This is a genomic window from Photorhabdus sp. RW14-46 (assembly GCF_963887965.1).
GTDB classification, from domain to species: Bacteria; Pseudomonadota; Gammaproteobacteria; order Enterobacterales; family Enterobacteriaceae; genus Photorhabdus; species Photorhabdus laumondii.
Genome location: NZ_CAWPHH010000045.1, coordinates 1 through 16,611 on the forward strand (window position 1 = coordinate 1; position 16,611 = coordinate 16,611).

At 42.3% G+C, this 16,611-nt stretch carries 19 protein-coding genes and 1 other RNA gene; 9 read left to right on the forward strand and 11 right to left on the reverse strand.

The features are described from left to right. The 3 genes from AACQ38_RS21650 to AACQ38_RS21660 all read left to right on the forward strand — a co-directional run. Window positions 1–536 (forward strand): DUF2612 domain-containing protein (locus AACQ38_RS21650; RefSeq protein ID WP_165579059.1); only part of this gene is annotated, 536 nt, incomplete at its 5' end. After that, on the forward strand, window positions 523–1,866 hold the full coding sequence (locus tag AACQ38_RS21655) for a phage tail protein (RefSeq protein WP_242685653.1): 1,344 nt from the start codon (window positions 523–525) through the stop codon (window positions 1,864–1,866). The genes AACQ38_RS21650 and AACQ38_RS21655, both read left to right, overlap by 14 nt. After that, window positions 1,867–2,313: a tail fiber assembly protein gene (locus tag AACQ38_RS21660; protein ID WP_011147565.1), complete on the forward strand. Its 447-nt coding sequence runs from the start codon at window positions 1,867–1,869 to the stop codon at window positions 2,311–2,313. It abuts the gene before it with no gap. A gap of 147 nt (window positions 2,314–2,460) precedes the next feature. On the opposite strand, the gene AACQ38_RS21665 is transcribed toward AACQ38_RS21660, so the two are convergent. The 4 genes from AACQ38_RS21665 to smpB form a co-directional block, all read right to left on the reverse strand. Continuing rightward, window positions 2,461–2,745 carry a SymE family type I addiction module toxin gene (locus tag AACQ38_RS21665; RefSeq protein ID WP_011147564.1) on the reverse strand — a complete coding sequence of 95 codons (285 nt, stop codon included), beginning with the start codon at window positions 2,743–2,745 and terminating at the stop codon, window positions 2,461–2,463. A gap of 142 nt (window positions 2,746–2,887) precedes the next feature. Then, window positions 2,888–3,073: a helix-turn-helix transcriptional regulator gene (locus tag AACQ38_RS24210; protein WP_011147563.1), complete on the reverse strand. Its 186-nt coding sequence runs from the start codon at window positions 3,071–3,073 to the stop codon at window positions 2,888–2,890. A 466-nt stretch (window positions 3,074–3,539) separates the two neighbouring features. Next, window positions 3,540–3,903: a transfer-messenger RNA gene (gene ssrA / locus AACQ38_RS21670) on the reverse strand. Between the two features lie 50 nt (window positions 3,904–3,953). Beyond that, complete coding sequence (smpB, locus tag AACQ38_RS21675) at window positions 3,954–4,436, reverse strand: SsrA-binding protein SmpB (protein ID WP_011147562.1); 483 nt, start codon at window positions 4,434–4,436, stop codon at window positions 3,954–3,956. Window positions 4,437–4,592: 156 nt separating this feature from the next. Between smpB and AACQ38_RS21680 the strand changes: the two genes are divergently transcribed. Both AACQ38_RS21680 and AACQ38_RS21685 read left to right on the forward strand, forming a co-directional pair. Further along, the gene (locus AACQ38_RS21680) at window positions 4,593–5,027 is read left to right on the forward strand and encodes a type II toxin-antitoxin system RatA family toxin (protein WP_011147561.1); all 435 of its coding nucleotides are present in this window, start codon (window positions 4,593–4,595) and stop codon (window positions 5,025–5,027) included. Further along, window positions 5,020–5,313: an RnfH family protein gene (locus AACQ38_RS21685; RefSeq protein WP_165579060.1), complete on the forward strand. Its 294-nt coding sequence runs from the start codon at window positions 5,020–5,022 to the stop codon at window positions 5,311–5,313. The genes AACQ38_RS21680 and AACQ38_RS21685 overlap by 8 nt, the downstream gene beginning before the upstream one ends. A 56-nt stretch (window positions 5,314–5,369) precedes the next feature. Here AACQ38_RS21685 and bamE read toward each other — a convergent pair whose 3' ends face one another. The 3 genes from bamE to nadK form a co-directional block, all read right to left on the reverse strand. Next, complete coding sequence (gene bamE, locus AACQ38_RS21690; RefSeq protein ID WP_011147559.1) at window positions 5,370–5,717, reverse strand: outer membrane protein assembly factor BamE; 348 nt, start codon at window positions 5,715–5,717, stop codon at window positions 5,370–5,372. A gap of 238 nt (window positions 5,718–5,955) precedes the next feature. Further along, window positions 5,956–7,617: a DNA repair protein RecN gene (recN, locus tag AACQ38_RS21695; RefSeq protein WP_165579061.1), complete on the reverse strand. Its 1,662-nt coding sequence runs from the start codon at window positions 7,615–7,617 to the stop codon at window positions 5,956–5,958. Window positions 7,618–7,705: 88 nt separating this feature from the next. Beyond that, the gene (gene nadK, locus AACQ38_RS21700; protein ID WP_011147557.1) at window positions 7,706–8,584 is read right to left on the reverse strand and encodes an NAD(+) kinase; all 879 of its coding nucleotides are present in this window, start codon (window positions 8,582–8,584) and stop codon (window positions 7,706–7,708) included. A 124-nt stretch (window positions 8,585–8,708) separates the two neighbouring features. Here nadK and grpE point away from each other — a divergent pair, with 124 nt between their 5' ends. Then, window positions 8,709–9,290 carry a nucleotide exchange factor GrpE gene (gene grpE, locus AACQ38_RS21705; protein WP_011147556.1) on the forward strand — a complete coding sequence of 194 codons (582 nt, stop codon included), beginning with the start codon at window positions 8,709–8,711 and terminating at the stop codon, window positions 9,288–9,290. Between the two features lie 68 nt (window positions 9,291–9,358). Here grpE and ung read toward each other — a convergent pair whose 3' ends face one another. Next, on the reverse strand, window positions 9,359–10,039 hold the full coding sequence (gene ung / locus AACQ38_RS21710) for a uracil-DNA glycosylase (protein WP_011147555.1): 681 nt from the start codon (window positions 10,037–10,039) through the stop codon (window positions 9,359–9,361). A 229-nt stretch (window positions 10,040–10,268) separates the two neighbouring features. After that, on the reverse strand, window positions 10,269–10,511 hold the full coding sequence (locus AACQ38_RS21715) for a hypothetical protein (RefSeq protein ID WP_125026248.1): 243 nt from the start codon (window positions 10,509–10,511) through the stop codon (window positions 10,269–10,271). Between the two features lie 286 nt (window positions 10,512–10,797). Between AACQ38_RS21715 and AACQ38_RS21720 the strand changes: the two genes are divergently transcribed. Both AACQ38_RS21720 and AACQ38_RS21725 read left to right on the forward strand, forming a co-directional pair. After that, a complete protein-coding gene (locus AACQ38_RS21720; protein ID WP_165579062.1) occupies window positions 10,798–11,814 on the forward strand; it encodes a phospholipase in 1,017 nt (338 codons plus the stop codon). 15 nt (window positions 11,815–11,829) lie between these two features. Further along, the gene (locus tag AACQ38_RS21725; RefSeq protein WP_113049793.1) at window positions 11,830–12,417 is read left to right on the forward strand and encodes an ankyrin repeat domain-containing protein; all 588 of its coding nucleotides are present in this window, start codon (window positions 11,830–11,832) and stop codon (window positions 12,415–12,417) included. A 33-nt stretch (window positions 12,418–12,450) separates the two neighbouring features. On the opposite strand, the gene srmB is transcribed toward AACQ38_RS21725, so the two are convergent. Then, entirely contained in the window at window positions 12,451–13,788 is a 1,338-nt protein-coding gene (gene srmB, locus AACQ38_RS21730; RefSeq protein WP_011147537.1) for an ATP-dependent RNA helicase SrmB, read from the reverse strand. Between the two features lie 282 nt (window positions 13,789–14,070). Here srmB and trmN point away from each other — a divergent pair, with 282 nt between their 5' ends. Next, window positions 14,071–14,805 carry a tRNA(1)(Val) (adenine(37)-N(6))-methyltransferase TrmN gene (trmN, locus tag AACQ38_RS21735; RefSeq protein ID WP_058589195.1) on the forward strand — a complete coding sequence of 245 codons (735 nt, stop codon included), beginning with the start codon at window positions 14,071–14,073 and terminating at the stop codon, window positions 14,803–14,805. A gap of 75 nt (window positions 14,806–14,880) precedes the next feature. On the opposite strand, the gene nadB is transcribed toward trmN, so the two are convergent. Beyond that, window positions 14,881–16,485, reverse strand: coding sequence for an L-aspartate oxidase (gene nadB / locus AACQ38_RS21740; protein ID WP_165579063.1), 1,605 nt, complete (start codon window positions 16,483–16,485; stop codon window positions 14,881–14,883). Window positions 16,486–16,611 lie beyond the last annotated feature (126 nt).

Here is a 16,611-nt window from a genome sequence, read left to right on the forward strand (position 1 = left end):
GTTTCAATGCCGCTGTTTCCTCTGTTGAATTTATTAATACATTTTACGATCTGATTTGGAATATTGACACAGCAAATACTTACGGGCTGGATGTGTGGGGAAAAATAGTGAATGTCAGCAGGCGGCTGACTGTTAATGAAAATGTAAAATATATAGGTTTTGGTGAAGCTTTACTGAATGTTCCGACAACGATAGATCCAAATCCATTTGACCAAGCACCATTTTATTCCGGGGAGTCAAAAACAAAAACTATTGAGCTATCAGATCTGATGTACCGAAAGCTAATTATGATGAAAGCCATGTCAAATATATCTGACTGCACTATACCAAACATCAACAGAATGCTTGTTTATATGTTTAGCGATAGCGGACGTGCATATATCACTGATGATGGAAATATGAAGATGAGTTATGTATTTGAATTTCAGCTATCAACAGCAGAATTAGCAATTGTTCAAACATCGAGAGCACTGCCTTACCCGGTTGGTGTCAGTGTCGCAATCGTTCAAAGGATACCAACAAATGAAATCAACTGAAAAACCTAATCTTATTGCTGTTCCGTTTGCGAGCGCCGGAGGCTATAACGAGATTGCAACAAAATCAACTGAAAGCAGCTTGGCAAAAGGAGTAGCTACGTATCCGAGCGGTTTCCCCCCGTTAACGATGACAGCAATATCTGCTGGTGGAATTCCTCCATCTGGCAAGGATATGAACGGGATATTGAATGATATTACTACCGCAATACGTTATTCAATGTCTGGTGGCTTGTATTCGTATAATGCTGACTTTAGTGCTGCCATTGATGGTTATCCTAAAGGGGCCATTGTTGCCAGTTCTGATGGAAGTAAAATTTGGTGGAATGAGGTAGAAGATAACAATACAGATCCGGATAGTACATCAGTTTCCGGTTGGAAAAATCTACTAGCAGATCCTAATGGGTTATTTCTACAGAAAGCGAATAACTTATCTGATATTAATAACAAAGCGACAGCACGTAATAATTTAGGACTGGGAGAGATTGCAACTCAAGATTTGATTCCTGACGCCACACTTATAGAAAAAGGCATCACCCAACTTACAGACAAGACAGGTAACAGTAATACCCTTGCAGCAACTCAGAAACTTGTTTCTGATGTGAATGATAATGCCAATAATAAGCTCGCTAAAAATCAAAATGGAGCAGACATCTTCAATAAAACTGAATTTGTAAAAAATATCGGTTTATCGGAAATGGTGGAGTTGGCTAAAGGGGCGGTGCCGAATAGCCGGAAAATTAACGGGAAGCCGTTGGCCGGGGATATTAGTTTGAATGCTGGGGATGTGGGAAGTTATGCTAAATCTGAGAGCGATAATACTTTCTTACGCATTTCTAGCAATAAAACCGCAACCGTTGGCAGTTTACTGATTGACAGTAAAACTCCTTTTCCTAAATTGCGTTTCAAATCGAAAGATGGATATATATTGGGAATTAACGGTTCTGAAGGGAAATTGTTGCATATCTATTCTGACGATCCCAAGAATCAGCGGCGTTACAATATATTAGCGCCTGAGAGAAGTGGTACTCTTGCATTACAAAATACAGCTATAAAATCCGAAAATGGTTGGTGGCAATGTGGAGATACGGGGGTAATTATTCAATGGGTTAAAGTCCCATCAGCTCAACAATCATGGATAAAGGTAAATTATCCAATTTCTTTTAAAAATAAGCTTTTTGGCTATATTGCAAGTATGTCGAGTATCAATACATCAACTGGCCACACATTAGTACGTAATGCAACACTATCGACATTTGAATATCAAGCAGGTACTCCCAACAATGATGAGAATCCAGGCAAAGTTGTACATATATTATTTTGGGGGGTATAAATGGTCTATTTCTCCAGAAAAGAATGTGTTTTTTATAATGAAGCTCATGAAGAGTGTGTTGAAATAACAGCAGAAAAACACAATGAATTACTTGACGGTCAATCACGCGGGTTTGCTATCGTCAGTGATAAAGAGGGTTATCCAATTCTTACAGAACAAGCACAGTCTGTTTATCACAAGTGGGATAGTGAAAAGTGGATAATATCAGAAAGTGATAAAATAAAGCTCAGACGGGAACAGCAGCAGCAAGCAGAACATAAGAAACAGCAACTTATGCTCACTGTAAGTAAACAGATCGCTCCGTTACAAGATGCTGTAGATTTGGAGATGTCGAGTGATAAGGAAAAATCGCTGTTAGCAGAGTTAAAAAAATATAGAGTATTATTGAACCGCGTTGATGTTAATTTAGCGTCAGATATTAACTGGCCCGAAAAACCCTTAGAATAATGGAATCAGGGCCAATTGAACCGACCTCCAATAGTTAGATAAGTCTAATCAAATATGGCTTTTTTGCACTACTCTGACTGAATCGTCCTCAAAATGTTGGATAATCATCCAACATTTAAGGATATAGTCCATTTATGCTTTAGTCTATTAGGTAATCATCAACCCACCAGGATAATACTTAATCCAGTCAATAGCAGCACTAGGGTTAAATGGCTCAATACTCAGTCCTTCCAGGCATTGCCAGAGTTCCTGAGTGTTCTGGGCGGTAATAACAATACAGTCCGGCATCACCCGGATTTTTAGTGGCATTCCAAAGGTAAATCCCGCTTCCTGTAACCATTTTCCTTTTAAAGAAATGCCGTTTTTAGCTACCTTGCCAAAACGTTCAGCTTGGGAAATTCGGCGAATTGTTTTATTATCGCGTTTAGCCATAATTAACTACCTTATATAGTTAGTTGTGGTAAGCAGGGTTATCGGGTGGCAGCCCGGTAGCTCTGCGTCAGTGAAAATAGTCTCTCAATGTTGAATTATGAACGATAGGTTACCTTTCTGCAATAAAAATATGACCTATAGTTTACCTGGGCTTTTCGTTGTCAGGCAGTCCATTGAGGGCGTCATTCCAGTGTTGATCCCGTTCTATATTATTCACTATTTTGCTGATCCATGTTTCTGATTTGCCCCACCGTATAGCCAGCTCGCGGCGCGTCCAGCCTTTTCGTTTCATTTCAGACTTAAACAATTCTGGCGGTATACGTTTCAAAATTACTCCACAAATATAAACTGTTTATCGACACATCATAGTATAGCCATTTCGCCGATAGGGTGACATTGGTAAATAAAATGACCGCTTAAGTGGCACAAGCCGAACTCCATGAGCATAGGATATGCCACACCAGAAATACCTATCACTAAGGTGATTGTTACATGAAGTTGGGTTACATGCATGCGTCAAAAACTGACGGTATCAAGTGCTGGATTTATGAATAATGCCCTATGAGGCAGAGATCTGGTGAGGCATTTTATTTTGTACTATAAATTATAAAATAGAGGTAGTTGCTATGTGTTACAGACATAAAAAAACCAACCTAATTATGGTTGGTTTTTCCAAAAGCTCCGCGGCTCCTTTGCGTATCCTTTTGTGTCCCTTCATTGTCCGGTCAGTGTCCAATCAACTTTGCTAACTCACTGTTTTTAAAGCTGTTGTCCTATCACTGTCCCTACTAAATTGGTGGAGCTGGCGGGAGTTGAACCCGCGTCCGAAATTCCTACATCCTTGGTACTACATGCTTAGTCTAATCTTTACATTCGCTTGCCAGCTGCGGACAGACACGCCACTCACAAACTAGCCTGATTAGATTTAACGCTTCAACCCCAGGCAAGGCATCCACGCGATCTCTTTTGGGTTTGACCTCTCTTGATCCCCGTCCTAAGAGCGGAGGCTAGGGAGAGAGGGCTCTGCGCAGGTTATTAAGCTGCTAGTGCGTATTTTTCGTCGTTTGCGACTATTTTTTTGCGGCTTTTTACGAGGCCAACCGCCCCTCGGCATGCACCTTGGGTTTCGCGAATCCCGTCGAATCCAGAATCAGCCCCAAGTGTCTTAAACGCAAGTATATCAGAATACTAAACTATAATGCCAGAATTTATCGCCCAGCATTCTTCATAATACGTGCTTTGTCTAATTTCCATTCACGTTCTTTGATGTCCGAACGTTTGTCGTGTGCCTTTTTGCCTTTTGCTACGCCAATTCTGACTTTGCACCAAGCGTTTTTCCAATAGAGAGATAAGGCAACAACGGTATAACCTTCACGATTGACTCGACCATATAATGAGTCAAGTTCGCGCTGATTAAGTAAGAGTTTGCGTGAACGCATTGGATCACAGACGACATGGGAAGAAGCTACATTTAACGGGGTGATGGTGGCACCAAAAAGATAAGCGTCTCCATCTTTGAGCAAAACGTAACTGTCGCTGATGTTGGCTTTACCAGCGCGCAGTGATTTGACTTCCCATCCTTGTAACGAGAGACCCGCTTCAAATTCTTCTTCAATGAAGTATTCGTGACGAGCTCGTCTATTCATGGCAATGGTTGCCGAACCGGGTTTGTGTGCTTTTTTCTTTGTCATAGTGTATGCATTATACTGAATGCTTTGGTGAAAGAAATCTTTTCCCGCGCATATTTGCTGATTAATGCGTGTTTATTGCATTATACGCTGACAGTTTTTTCTTTGATCACGTATAGGTGATATTATTTGCTACAATTAAGCCTTACAGGAAATTATATGCCACAGATTAGTCGCTCTGCGTTAGTACCTTACAGCGTGGAACAAATGTACAAATTGGTCAATGATGTCGGTTCTTATCCGGATTTTTTACCGGGGTGTGTTGGTAGTCGTGTGTTGAGTGTTAGCAATAACGAAATGACTGCGTCAGTCGATGTTTCGAAAGCGGGTATAAGCAAGACCTTTGTTACCCGGAATATTCTGACCGATAACCAAAGCATTAATATGCAACTGGTCGATGGGCCTTTTCGTAAGTTAATGGGAGGCTGGCAGTTCATACCATTGAGTGAAGATGCCTGTAAAGTTGAGTTGCACCTTGATTTTGAATTCACTAATAAGCTGATTGAATTGGCTTTTGGTAAGATTTTTAAGGAGCTGGCTGGAAGTATGGTGCAGGCTTTTACTCTACGTGCACGCGAGGTTTATCGTGTCTGATATCAATGTTGAAGTTGTTTATGCATTGCCTGATCGTCAATATCTGCGTACGGTGAAATTGGCTCAAGGCTCAACAGTTGAGCAGGCAATAGTTGCATCAGGTTTGCTGACTTTGCGTAATGATATTGATTTGCGAAAGAATAAACTCGGAGTTTATAGCCGTCCTGTTAAGTTGACGGATATTTTGGAAGAGGGTGATAGGGTGGAAATTTATCGCCCATTATTGGCTGATCCAAAAGAAATGCGTCGTAAGCGTGCTGAGCGGGCTAAAAATAATGCTCAATAATTACTATAGATAGTCAGTCATCTATATTTTTTGACTGACTGTCTATATTTCTTCGGTTATTGAAGATCTTCGGTAAGTGAATTTTCGTTTTTAATGTCAGTCAGTACACCATTACTGTCAAATGTCAGGGTCAGAGTTTGCTGAGTCACTTTTTCGTGCCCAGGTTGCTGACGAAATACATAAAACCACGTTTGAGTCCCAAACGGGTCTTGTAACATTGGTGTTCCTAATGTGTAAGCTACCTGTTGCTGGGTCATTCCTTTGTGGATTTTTGATACACTCGTTGGTGTTAGGTAGTTCCCCTGATTAATGTCAGGGCGATAAACAGCCCGTTCCAACGTAGAGCAACCCGCAGTCAGCATGACAAATGATACAGCAGCGGCAGTCAACATTTTACAGCGCATGGTAATTACATTCCTTTAGGAGTCAGGGTGTTGATAATAATAGACCTTGATGAGATTGAAAACCTTTATACCCGTTATCTTTCAAGTTGCTTCTTTGTTGGCTGCACTCGCTCACTCCGGTCACATAGTTAACTATGTGACCGGGGATTCACTCCCTTGCCGTTGCGATGCATCTTGAAATCCATAAGGTATACAAGCTTTAGTTATGACCCTAAATATACGCAAAAGTTGTATCAAATTACGCTGCTAGTAGCTCTTTAGCGTTTGCCAGGGTATTTTTTGTCACTTCACTGCCCGCGAGAAGCCGCGCCAGCTCTTGTAATCTGGCTTTTTTATCCAGTAGTTGCATTTGAGTTTCAGTTTCTTCACCGTCAGTCTGTTTACTGACATAAAAATGTTGGTGACCACAACCGGCTACTTGAGGCAGGTGGGTGACGCACATAACCTGTGTAGATTCGCCTAATTCACGTAACAGACGGCCGACAATTGCGGCTGTTGGGCCGCTGATACCGACATCCACTTCATCGAAAATCAAAGCGGACGTTTCCATTTTCTTAGCCGTTATAACCTGAATTGCCAGCGCAATACGGGAAAGTTCACCACCTGAAGCAACTTTTGCGAGAGATTGGTGTGGCTGACCGGGGTTAGTGGTGACGTTAAATTCAACTTTATCTGAACCATCAGCGTTCAGATGTTCAGGTGTAAAAGAGACATCAATGGTAAAGCGACCATGAGGCATGGCGAGTTGATGCATACTGTGCGTAATGAGTTCACTGAGCTCTTTAGCATATTGTTGGCGAACCAGATGCAATCTTTCTGCAACTTCCAATGCCTGCTTATGGTGTTTATTAACCTGCTCGCTAAGGTGGGTACAGTCATCTTCTTGCTGCGCCAGTAATTGCTGTTCTTCCAATAATTGTTGATGTAGTGAAGGAAGTTCTTCCGGTGCAACGTGGTGTTTGCGGGCCACTCTAATTTGTTGTGAAATTTTTTGTTCCAGCTCAAAAAGACGATTTGGGTCCATATCCAGTTGATCACCATAGTGGCGGAGTTCATCGCTGACTTCATTAATTTGAATGGATGCTTCTTCCAACATAGTGAGTAATTGACTGAATTTATCATCCATAGTGATGAGTTCTGTCAGTTCGTGTTTGGCGTAATTCAGCAGACTGATAATATTTTGTTCATCGTTGTCACTAAGTAACTGGAGTGCGGTTTGGCTAACAGAGAGTAGCTGACCACGGTTTGCTAGCCGTTTATATTCATTATCTTGTTCTGGATATTCACCTGGTTGCGGTGCCAGCTCATTGAGCTCTTTTAAGTGATACTCCAGTAACTGTTGACGAGATTGACGTTCAAGCGCCTGTTGTTGGAATCGAGCCAGATCCTGACAACTTTGGTGCCATTGCTGATATGCCTGTTTCATTTCATTTTGCAAATTGAATTGATTAGCGTAAGTATCAAGCAGGCGTTTTTGGTGGCCGTTATTTAATAGTAATTGATGGGCGTGCTGACCGTGAATTTGAATAAGGTGGGTACCCAATTCGCGTAATTGGGAAATCGGTACGGCGGTGCCATTGATAAAGCCTCTGGAACGGCCATCTGACGTTATTGTACGGCGAAGTAAGCATTCATTACTGTCATCAAGTTGGTGGGCTTCTAGCCATTGACGAGCAGAAGGCGTATCAGAAAGAGAAAACCGGGCACAAATATCAGCACGAGAAGCCCCGCGACGCACCATATTGGCCTCACCACGATTACCCAGACATAAACCTAATGCATCAATTGCGATGGATTTACCCGCGCCGGTTTCACCTGTGATGGCTGTCATGCCTGGCTGGAAGTCAATTTCAAGCTCACGAACAATGGCAAAATTGCTAATGGTTAACTGGGTGAGCATCACACTTCTCCTGTGTATAAAAACACCTCTGTATCTTCATACAGTATAAACTGGTTTTTTATACAGTAAAGTAGTGAAACCTAATTTTTTAGAACATTTTTTTAGACCAGCTTAGTTTTGTACTTAATGTGTTGAAGTAATTATAGTCTTGAGGATGAATGAGATTAAGCTTCTGTTTGCTGCGGCTAATAATTACATCCTCTCCATCCTGTATAGGTAGAACTATCTGGCTATCGCAACTGACTTCATAATCGTTGCTATTTTGGGAAAATTTCAGCCTGATGCTGCTTTCACTACTGATAACCAGTGGGCGGGAAGACAATGTATGTGGGAACATTGGTACCAAGACAATTGCATCCAGATTTGGTGTTAGAATTGGCCCTCCTGCGGAAAGCGAGTAAGCTGTGGAACCGGTTGGCGTTGCGATAATTAGCCCGTCAGAACGTTGGGAAAAGGCAAAACGTTCATCGATATAGACTTCGAATTCAATCATATGTGCCACTTTCCCCGGATGGAGTACGACTTCGTTGATAGCGGTACTGATACGAGGTTTCTGGCCGTTTCTTCTGACTTGAGCTTCTAGTAGGAAACGGTGTTCGTTCCGATATTCGCCATCTAATACTTCAGAAAGTTGTTGCAAAGCATTATCAGGATCTAAGTCGGTCAGAAAACCTAGATTGCCTCTGTTAATACCAATGACTTTAATGTCATAACGGGAAAGGACCCGGGCAGCGCCCAACATATTGCCGTCGCCACCAACAACGACAGCTAAATCAGCTTGTTTACCAATTTCGGTCAGACCGCCAGTTTGTGCATCTTTTAAACCAATGTCTTTGGCTACTTGACGATCAATAATGACAGAGTAACCTTTGGATTTTAACCAATGATAAAGCATTTCATGAGTAGCAAGTGCTTCTGGGTGGCGGGGATGACCAACAATACCTATGCATTTGAATTTTTTATTCATCGTTATAATTTCCTTCTAGCAAGAGGTTTTATCCTCACAATATGGTGGGTTCCCTTGAATCCCCAGTTTAGATCCCCATAATAGGCTAAGTAGCGAGATTAATGCCAAATACGCGGAGATATTCATGAGTAGTAAAGAACAAAAAATGCCTGACGAGCAAGTCTCGGAAGATATGGAAGTTGTATCTGAACAGCAAAACAGTGCGGATAAAGCAGAAGCATCAGAGACTGAAAGTGTTGTTGATCCGCGTGTCGCAGAGCTGGAAGAACAGCTCAAGCAGGCGCAACAGCGTGAACGTGATGCCATTTTGCGTGCTAAGGCTGAAGTTGAAAATATCCGTCGTCGTACTGAGCAAGATGTGGAAAAAGCCCATAAGTTTGCGTTAGAAAGATTTGCCAATGAACTGTTACCAGTGATTGATAATCTTGAGCGAGCTTTGGAGGTGGCAGATCGTACTAATACCGAAATAGCACCTATGGTTGAAGGCATCGAGCTGACGTTGAAGTCTTTCCTTGGGGCTGTGGGTAAATTTGGTATTGAAGTTGTTGGCGACACAAATGTTCCTTTTAATCCTGAAATTCATCAGGCCATGACCATGATGGAATCCGATCAGCATGAGCCGAATCATGTCATGATGGTCATGCAGAAAGGGTATACCTTAAATGGCCGTTTGTTACGCCCGGCAATGGTAGCCGTATCAAAGTAATTTTAGCTCAGTAGTCATTTTAGTTCAGTAATAAGTATCAATGCCGCTCCAACTGGGGCGGCATTTTTTTACTGTGGCAACTCAGGTGTCCAATTAATTGGCGCGATGCCTTGTTTTTCTAGCAATGTATTGGCCTTTGAAAAGTGTTGACAGCCAAAGAACCCTCTGTGGGCAGATAGTGGCGATGGATGGGGTGCTTTGAGAACATGGTGTTTATTAGCGTCAATAAAGTAGCCCTTTTTCTGAGCATGGGATCCCCAAAGCAGAAAAACGACGCCTGAACGGTGCTCATTGATAGCGGCAATGACTTTATCAGTGAAAGTTTCCCAACCCAGATTCGCGTGGGAGTGTGCATTACCACGTTCTACGGTGAGTACGGTATTGAGTAGTAACACCCCTTGTTTAGCCCAACTGATTAGGCAACCGTGATTTGGATGCTGGAAGTCAGGTATATCGGATGCCAGCTCTTTGTACATATTAACCAGAGACGGTGGTGCAGGAATACCCGGTTGCACAGAAAAAGAGAGGCCATGTGCCTGATTAGGGCCATGGTATGGGTCTTGCCCAAGTATCACCACTTTAATATCAGCCAATTCGGTGTAGCGGAATGCATTAAATACATCCTGTTGTGGCGGATAAATGGTTTTACCTGCCTGACGTTCTTTTGCGACATAGGCTAGTGTGTCGAGAAAATAGGGTTGTTCTTTCTCGTTACCGATTACGTCGTGCCATGTGAGAGGTGCGGACATAGTAAATCCTTTTTATAGATTACCAAATGGATGTTAGCTTACCGATTACAAAATCAGAGGAAAACCTTTGATGCACACTAAAACTAAATTCTTGATAACTATTTCAATGTTGTAAAGTATTTTTGAAAGTTTACCCAAAGAATTGCTGTGTGGTTAGTTATAAAAACGTATTTAAAACATAAGGTAGCAGTATGTTTTATAGTAACTATATGAAATTAACTGTTCTGAATCAATGAGTATCCTCATTTGTGTGGATATACCCGTTATCCTTCAAGTTGCCTCTTTGTTGGCTGCACTCTCTCACCCCGGTCACGTAGTTCTCTATGCTCCCGGGGATTCGCTCCCTTGCCGCCGCAATGCATCTTGAAATCCATAGGGTATATATAGGAATGAGACATATTGGCTTGAGCAAATAACCAAGATAACTCATTGATAGTTTGGTTGATTGTGCGAAATGATTGCTAGCATTCAATGCATGAAAACCAGATTGTGGTTAAGAATAAGCTGGATCGTTGTTTGAATATCGTATGAAACCAAAACGGTATGTGTTGTAAACAGTCAGTTCCTTTGACTCTTTTCTGGCTATTTATTGGCAAATAATAGGTAGGAATTTCTCTGTTATCAGAGAGCAGAATCACAGTTGATTAATTTTGTTAACAAAATTTAAACATTGATTTAACCCAATGGCATTCCCTGCCGATAGATGAGTTGTACTGATTAAATCGTCGATTATTTTCAGCTATCCTTAGGGGAATTTTATGAGTTTATCAATTGAAATGAATCTATCAGTCGATTCAAGTTTTCCCGTTTTAAATAATCTTCAACTTGTTACACCGCCTTCTGTTCCAGACCAAAATATTGAAAAAGCGACTACAGAAGTTTTTTCCCTCTCGGAAACGACTAAACAAAATAATAGAGTCTATCAATCATTAATTAATGAACAGAGTATTAACCTTAATTTAAAGTCAATCACAGGAATTAAGTCTGAACAAATTAGTGGTAAGCAATCTCATGAAATTGATTATATGTTGACCTTAATTTCTGATGATGTCTACATAAGCACCACGATGGGAATAGGTGATTATATTCGTCTTTCTGATGGTGAATTATTAAAGGCAGGAATAGAACCGGCAAATTTAAGGGATAAAACAACAGGTTTTCAGGCAGGTATTTATCGGAATGACGATCTCTATATAGTGGCTTTTGTGGGCACTAATGATTTGAAGGATATATTAACTAATTTACGACAAGGTTTTGGATTTGATGAGACTCAATATCATCAAGCAATTGATTTAGCTCGCACTGCCAGAATAGCATTTGGGGAAAACTTGTTATTTACTGGGCACTCTTTGGGAGGTGGATTAGCCGCGACAGCCGCATTATCAGTTGGAAAGCCTGCGGTAATATTTAATTCAGCCGGTGTTTCTGACAATATGATGAAAAATTTGGGTTTTTCACCCCAAGAGGGTAGGGCTATCGCTGAAAATGGATTGGTGCGCCATTATGTTGTGGAGCATGATTTACTTGATGCATTACAACAGAAACTGCCAGTATCTCAGCCAATAGGACATAAAATCTTACTGAAATATAATGATGATTCAGGAGAGTTAGGTCAGGGGTTTCCTCATAATCTGATACGTGGATTAAAAGCACATTCTCTTGAAAAGGTGCTGGAATTATTAACGATATACAAACCTTGGTCATCTTTAAATGATGAACAGCAAGAAGAATCTCTAGTCATGCTTAATGAACCGGATCTGAGTGTTTCTGCATAATTAAAGAGAAGTGTGATGAAAATTAATGAAGTAATTGAGCCTGAATCGGAACTAGATTATCAGCGGGGTAAAGAAAATATAACTCCGTTACAATGGGCGATATTCAATCAGCAAATGGATGATATTAATAATTTGCTGAAGGAGGGCGCTGATCCTACTCAACCTGGTTTGCAACAAGAAAGTGCTTTGCATACGGCTGCAAAAATCAACAATCCTGATTATCTCAAATCTTTATTATCCGTCGCGCCGGATGTGAATATTATGCATCCTGCAACCTTAGCAACACCTTTACATGTTGCGGTTCAGGTAGGGAGAAAAATGCAGGTTGAATTACTGTTGGTCGCTGGTGCTAATCCCAATCAGGCTAATCGGATTGGGGATACTCCGTTACATATTGCAGCCAAAATTAATTCGCCGGAACTGGCACTGATATTGTTGAAGTCAGGCGCTGATCCTAAATTGCAAAACAAGCAACAATCAACGTTCCAGATGTATTTCAATCTCACTCCGCTAAAAGCGCGGGGCTATGAGATGCAAGCGGAATATGATGAAGTCAATCATTGGCTGAAAGCTCAGCAAGTCAGCCGATATTATTTGAAGTAAGATAAAAACGGGCCAATTGGCCCGTTTAAAGATTTACGCATCGCTACTGACTGGCGTTTCTGGTTTTGGATTACCAGAAGGTTTACGGCGTTTACCGATATTTTTACTATCTCGATGACGTATTTTGGCTTTTTTCTTCGATTCTTCCGCTTTCTTTTTCTCTTTACGTTTAGCCAATACTTTTTTCGATGGCTTATTGCGGGCTTTGTCACTTGGTGCTTTAGTGGTTGGGCGAAGTTCATCAACCACTCGCGACGTTAGTGGTTCATTCAGATAGCGACTGATTTTGCCTAATAAAGGATGATCATGCGCTTCCACTAAGGTAATTGCAGTACCTTTGCGACCTGCTCGCGCTGTCCGGCCAATACGGTGTAGATAAACATCGGCGGTGCGCGGTAAATCGAAATTGAAAACATGGCTGATATCATCAATATCCAATCCACGGGCAGCGACATCTGTTGCAACCAGAACAGTGACACTGCCATCGTTCAGGAGCTTAACTGCTTCCGTCCTTTTAGCCTGTACCATTTCCCCTTCAAGAAACCGGGCTTTAATGCCAGCTTGATGCAATTTATCCGCAAGTTCGTGTACACGTTCACGTTTGCGAACAAAAATAATGGATTTAGTGACATCGGGTTGTTTTAGTAAATGGCAAAGCAGGGCTGTTTTGTGTGCCGAATTATCGGCACGGTAGTAAAATTGCTGGATTTTTTTGCGCTCACGACGTGACGGTTCTGCATCAATCTCAACTGGATCTTCCAGTAAACGTTCAGCAAAATCACGAATGGCTTCCCCTTCCAGAGTCGCAGAGAACAGCATGGTCTGTTTGCGCCAACGGGTTTCACCCGCGATGGTTTCAATATCGTTGGCAAAACCCATATCCAGCATACGATCGGCTTCATCAAGGATAAGTGTTTCAACTGCCCGACAATCAAAGTTTTCTTCCTTGATATATTGCAGCAGACGGCCTGTAGTGGCGACGACAATATCTTGATTTTCGCTGAAAATTTCAGCGTGATTCATATAGGCTACGCCGCCAGTAATGGTAGCGATATCCAAATGGGTATGTGCAGCGAATTCTTTTGCCTGATCTGCCACTTGCATGGCTAGCTCACGGGTGGGCGTCAGGATCAAAATACGTGGTGGTCCAGATTTCTTGCGTGGAAAATCCAATAAATGTTGCATAGCGGGCAGCAGGTAAGCGGCAGTTTTGCCGGTACCGGTAGGCGCTGATCCTAGTACATCACGCCCGTCCATTGCTGCCGGAATAGCCGCAGCCTGAATTGCTGTTGGGCGGGAATAACCTTTATCATTCAGGGCGTCAAGCAGGCGTTCATCAAGCTCAAGTTCAGAAAAGTTTGTTGCAGTCATCATATACCTCTGTTTAGGCCGCCGATTATAAACAGGTTGGGCGTATTGTTCATCTAATATTAAAGCGGTCAATTTAAGGTAGATATACCCTATGGATTTCAAGATGCATCGCGACGGCAAGGGAGCGAATCCCCGGGAGCATAGGTAACTATGTGACCGGGGTGAGCGAGTGCAGCCAACAAAGAGGCAACTTGAAAGATAACGGGTATAGCTTTTATCGAAACATAATAACCCTTATCCTATGGCGAAATTTATTGTGCTAAATAGATACAGGTTATTAATTTGAAACAGAAACGACTTTTACGCCGGGATGGATTTACTTTCAAGCAATTTTTTGTTGGTCATGATCGGTGTGCGATGAAAGTCGGGACTGATGGCGTTTTATTGGGAGCATGGACTCCAGTGAGTGACAAAAAAGCGATTTTAGATATTGGCTGTGGCAGTGGGCTTATTGCGTTGATGCTAGCACAGCGTACGGATGAAAATACTAAAATTGATGCAGTGGAACTGGATACAGAGGCCGCGTTGCAGGCACAAGATAATGCAGAACAATCTCCGTGGCAGAGAAAAATAGATGTTTATCAGCAGGATATTGGTGATTTCGCTGAACAGTATTCGCAATGTTATGACTTAATTGTCAGTAATCCCCCCTATTTTGAACCGGCTGTTGCTTGTCGAAATGAGGCAAGGGAACAGGCTCGTTATACGGGGTCGCTGACTCACCAGCAGTTATTACAATACGCCGAGACGTTGATTACAGCGGATGGTCTGTTTTGTGTGGTATTGCCATATGCCATTGGTGAGGAATTTGAAACAATGGCATGTCATCAGGGTTGGTTTTCCCATCATCGGGTTAATATCCGCGATAGGCAAGGCAAGCCATTGCATCGGATGTTATTGGCATTTTCCCGTAAGGAAAAAACTGGCTTAATCAGTGAATTGACTATTCGTCAGCCAGACGGTGCATATACGCAAGAATTTCAGCAATTGGTGACGGATTTCTATCTCTATTATTGAATCATTTATTGAATTATTGAAAGAACCACGCCGGAGCGTGGTTATGTGGTTGTATAGAAGTTTTGCCAGCAAAAATCAGGGTGTCAAAATCGTTGGTTTTGATTCTGGTAGTAAATCGGGATAATCCAGTGTGAAGTGCAGACCTCGGCTCTCTTTTCTTTCTAGCGCACAACGTACGATTAATTCAGCGATTTGCACCAGATTTCGTAATTCCAGCAGATTGTTAGAAATCCTGAAATTAGAGTAATAATCGTGAATTTCCTGTTGCAGCATATTAATACGGCGCAGTGCTCGCTCTAAGCGTTTGGTTGTACGCACAATGCCGACGTAATCCCACATAAATAGACGTAATTCGTGCCAGTTGTGCTGAATGACGACTTGTTCATCTGAATTGTCAACCCGGCTCTCATCCCAGAAAGGGAGTTGCGGTACTTCTTCTATTTTTTCGATCTGTTGTTGGATATCCTCCGCAGCAGACCAGCCATACACCAGACACTCCAGCAGAGAATTAGATGCCATACGGTTTGCACCGTGCAGACCCGTATAGCTGACTTCACCGATAGCATATAAGTTGTTGAGGTCAGTATGTCCCTGATGATCGACAACAATACCACCGCAGGTGTAATGCGCGGCAGGAACGATTGGAATCGGCTCTTTTGTTAGATCAAAGCCCAGTGTCAGCAATTTTTCATAAATCATTGGAAAATGCTGGATAATGAAATCCGCTGGTTTATGGCTGATATCCAGAAACATGGAGTCAGCACCAAGGCGTTTCATTTCATGGTCAATTGCTCGTGCTACGATATCGCGAGGAGCTAGTTCAGCGCGTTCATCAAAATCGGGCATAAAGCGGCTGCCGTCTGGTCGTTTCAGATATGCGCCTTCACCTCGCAGGGCTTCTGTCAACAGGAAAGTACGCGCCTGTGGATGGAACAGGCAGGTCGGGTGAAACTGGTTAAATTCCAGATTGGCGATACGGCAGCCTGCGCGCCATGCCATTGCAATGCCATCACCGGATGAGATATCGGGATTTGTCGTATATTGATAGACCTTAGCTGCACCGCCTGTTGCCAGTACCACAACCTTAGCGCGATAAGTTTCCACCTGTTCTTGCTGACGGTTCCAGATATAAGCGCCGACGACTCGGTTCTCACCGTCTAACCGGGCTTTATTTGACGTAATTAAATCCACTGCGTTGCAGCGCTCTCTCACTGTGATATTCGGATGAGACATCGCTTTATCAACCAGTATCGTTTCTACTTCTTTGCCGGTTGTATCAGCATGATGCAGAATACGACGATGGCTGTGACCACCTTCACGGGTCAGATGATATTGTTTTTCTCCATCTTCGCTGGTTTCTGTATCAAACATAACACCGTGATCAACCAACCATTGCACGCAATGACGGGCATTACTGGTGATAAACTCAACAGCACTTTTATCGCAAAGCCCTGCTCCGGCGATAAGGGTATCTTCAACATGAGATGCGATACTGTCCGTTTTATCAAATACAGCGGCGATACCCCCTTGTGCATAATAGGATGCACCTTCGCTAAGAATACTCTTACTTAATACCGTGATTTTATATTGTGAGGCTAGCCGTAAAGCCAGAGATAGACCGGCGACACCGCTGCCAATAATAAGTACATCGCTGTAATGTTGAGAGGATAATGATTGCATAATTGATGATGTATGAATGAAGATGGGTAAAAATCATGTTAGCCTATCAGATATGATCAAAGCTATGATTGCAACAAAATGATGACAAAAATTGAACTTCGCAGAATTTTATTACTCAAAGCTATG

What these genes read in the sequence shown, in the direction of transcription:
- AACQ38_RS21655 (WP_242685653.1), top strand. Translation starts at nt 523, where the DNA reads ATGAAATCAACTGAAAAACCTAATCTTATTGCTGTTCCGTTTGCGAGC.
- AACQ38_RS21660 (WP_011147565.1), top strand. Translation starts at nt 1,867, where the DNA reads ATGGTCTATTTCTCCAGAAAAGAATGTGTTTTTTATAATGAAGCTCAT.
- AACQ38_RS21665 (WP_011147564.1), bottom strand. Translation starts at nt 2,745, where the DNA reads ATGGCTAAACGCGATAATAAAACAATTCGCCGAATTTCCCAAGCTGAA.
- smpB (WP_011147562.1), bottom strand. Translation starts at nt 4,436, where the DNA reads ATGACAAAGAAAAAAGCACACAAACCCGGTTCGGCAACCATTGCCATG.
- AACQ38_RS21680 (WP_011147561.1), top strand. Translation starts at nt 4,593, where the DNA reads ATGCCACAGATTAGTCGCTCTGCGTTAGTACCTTACAGCGTGGAACAA.
- bamE (WP_011147559.1), bottom strand. Translation starts at nt 5,717, where the DNA reads ATGCGCTGTAAAATGTTGACTGCCGCTGCTGTATCATTTGTCATGCTG.
- recN (WP_165579061.1), bottom strand. Translation starts at nt 7,617, where the DNA reads ATGCTCACCCAGTTAACCATTAGCAATTTTGCCATTGTTCGTGAGCTT.
- nadK (WP_011147557.1), bottom strand. Translation starts at nt 8,584, where the DNA reads ATGAATAAAAAATTCAAATGCATAGGTATTGTTGGTCATCCCCGCCAC.
- grpE (WP_011147556.1), top strand. Translation starts at nt 8,709, where the DNA reads ATGAGTAGTAAAGAACAAAAAATGCCTGACGAGCAAGTCTCGGAAGAT.
- ung (WP_011147555.1), bottom strand. Translation starts at nt 10,039, where the DNA reads ATGTCCGCACCTCTCACATGGCACGACGTAATCGGTAACGAGAAAGAA.
- AACQ38_RS21720 (WP_165579062.1), top strand. Translation starts at nt 10,798, where the DNA reads ATGAGTTTATCAATTGAAATGAATCTATCAGTCGATTCAAGTTTTCCC.
- AACQ38_RS21725 (WP_113049793.1), top strand. Translation starts at nt 11,830, where the DNA reads ATGAAAATTAATGAAGTAATTGAGCCTGAATCGGAACTAGATTATCAG.
- srmB (WP_011147537.1), bottom strand. Translation starts at nt 13,788, where the DNA reads ATGACTGCAACAAACTTTTCTGAACTTGAGCTTGATGAACGCCTGCTT.
- nadB (WP_165579063.1), bottom strand. Translation starts at nt 16,485, where the DNA reads ATGCAATCATTATCCTCTCAACATTACAGCGATGTACTTATTATTGGC.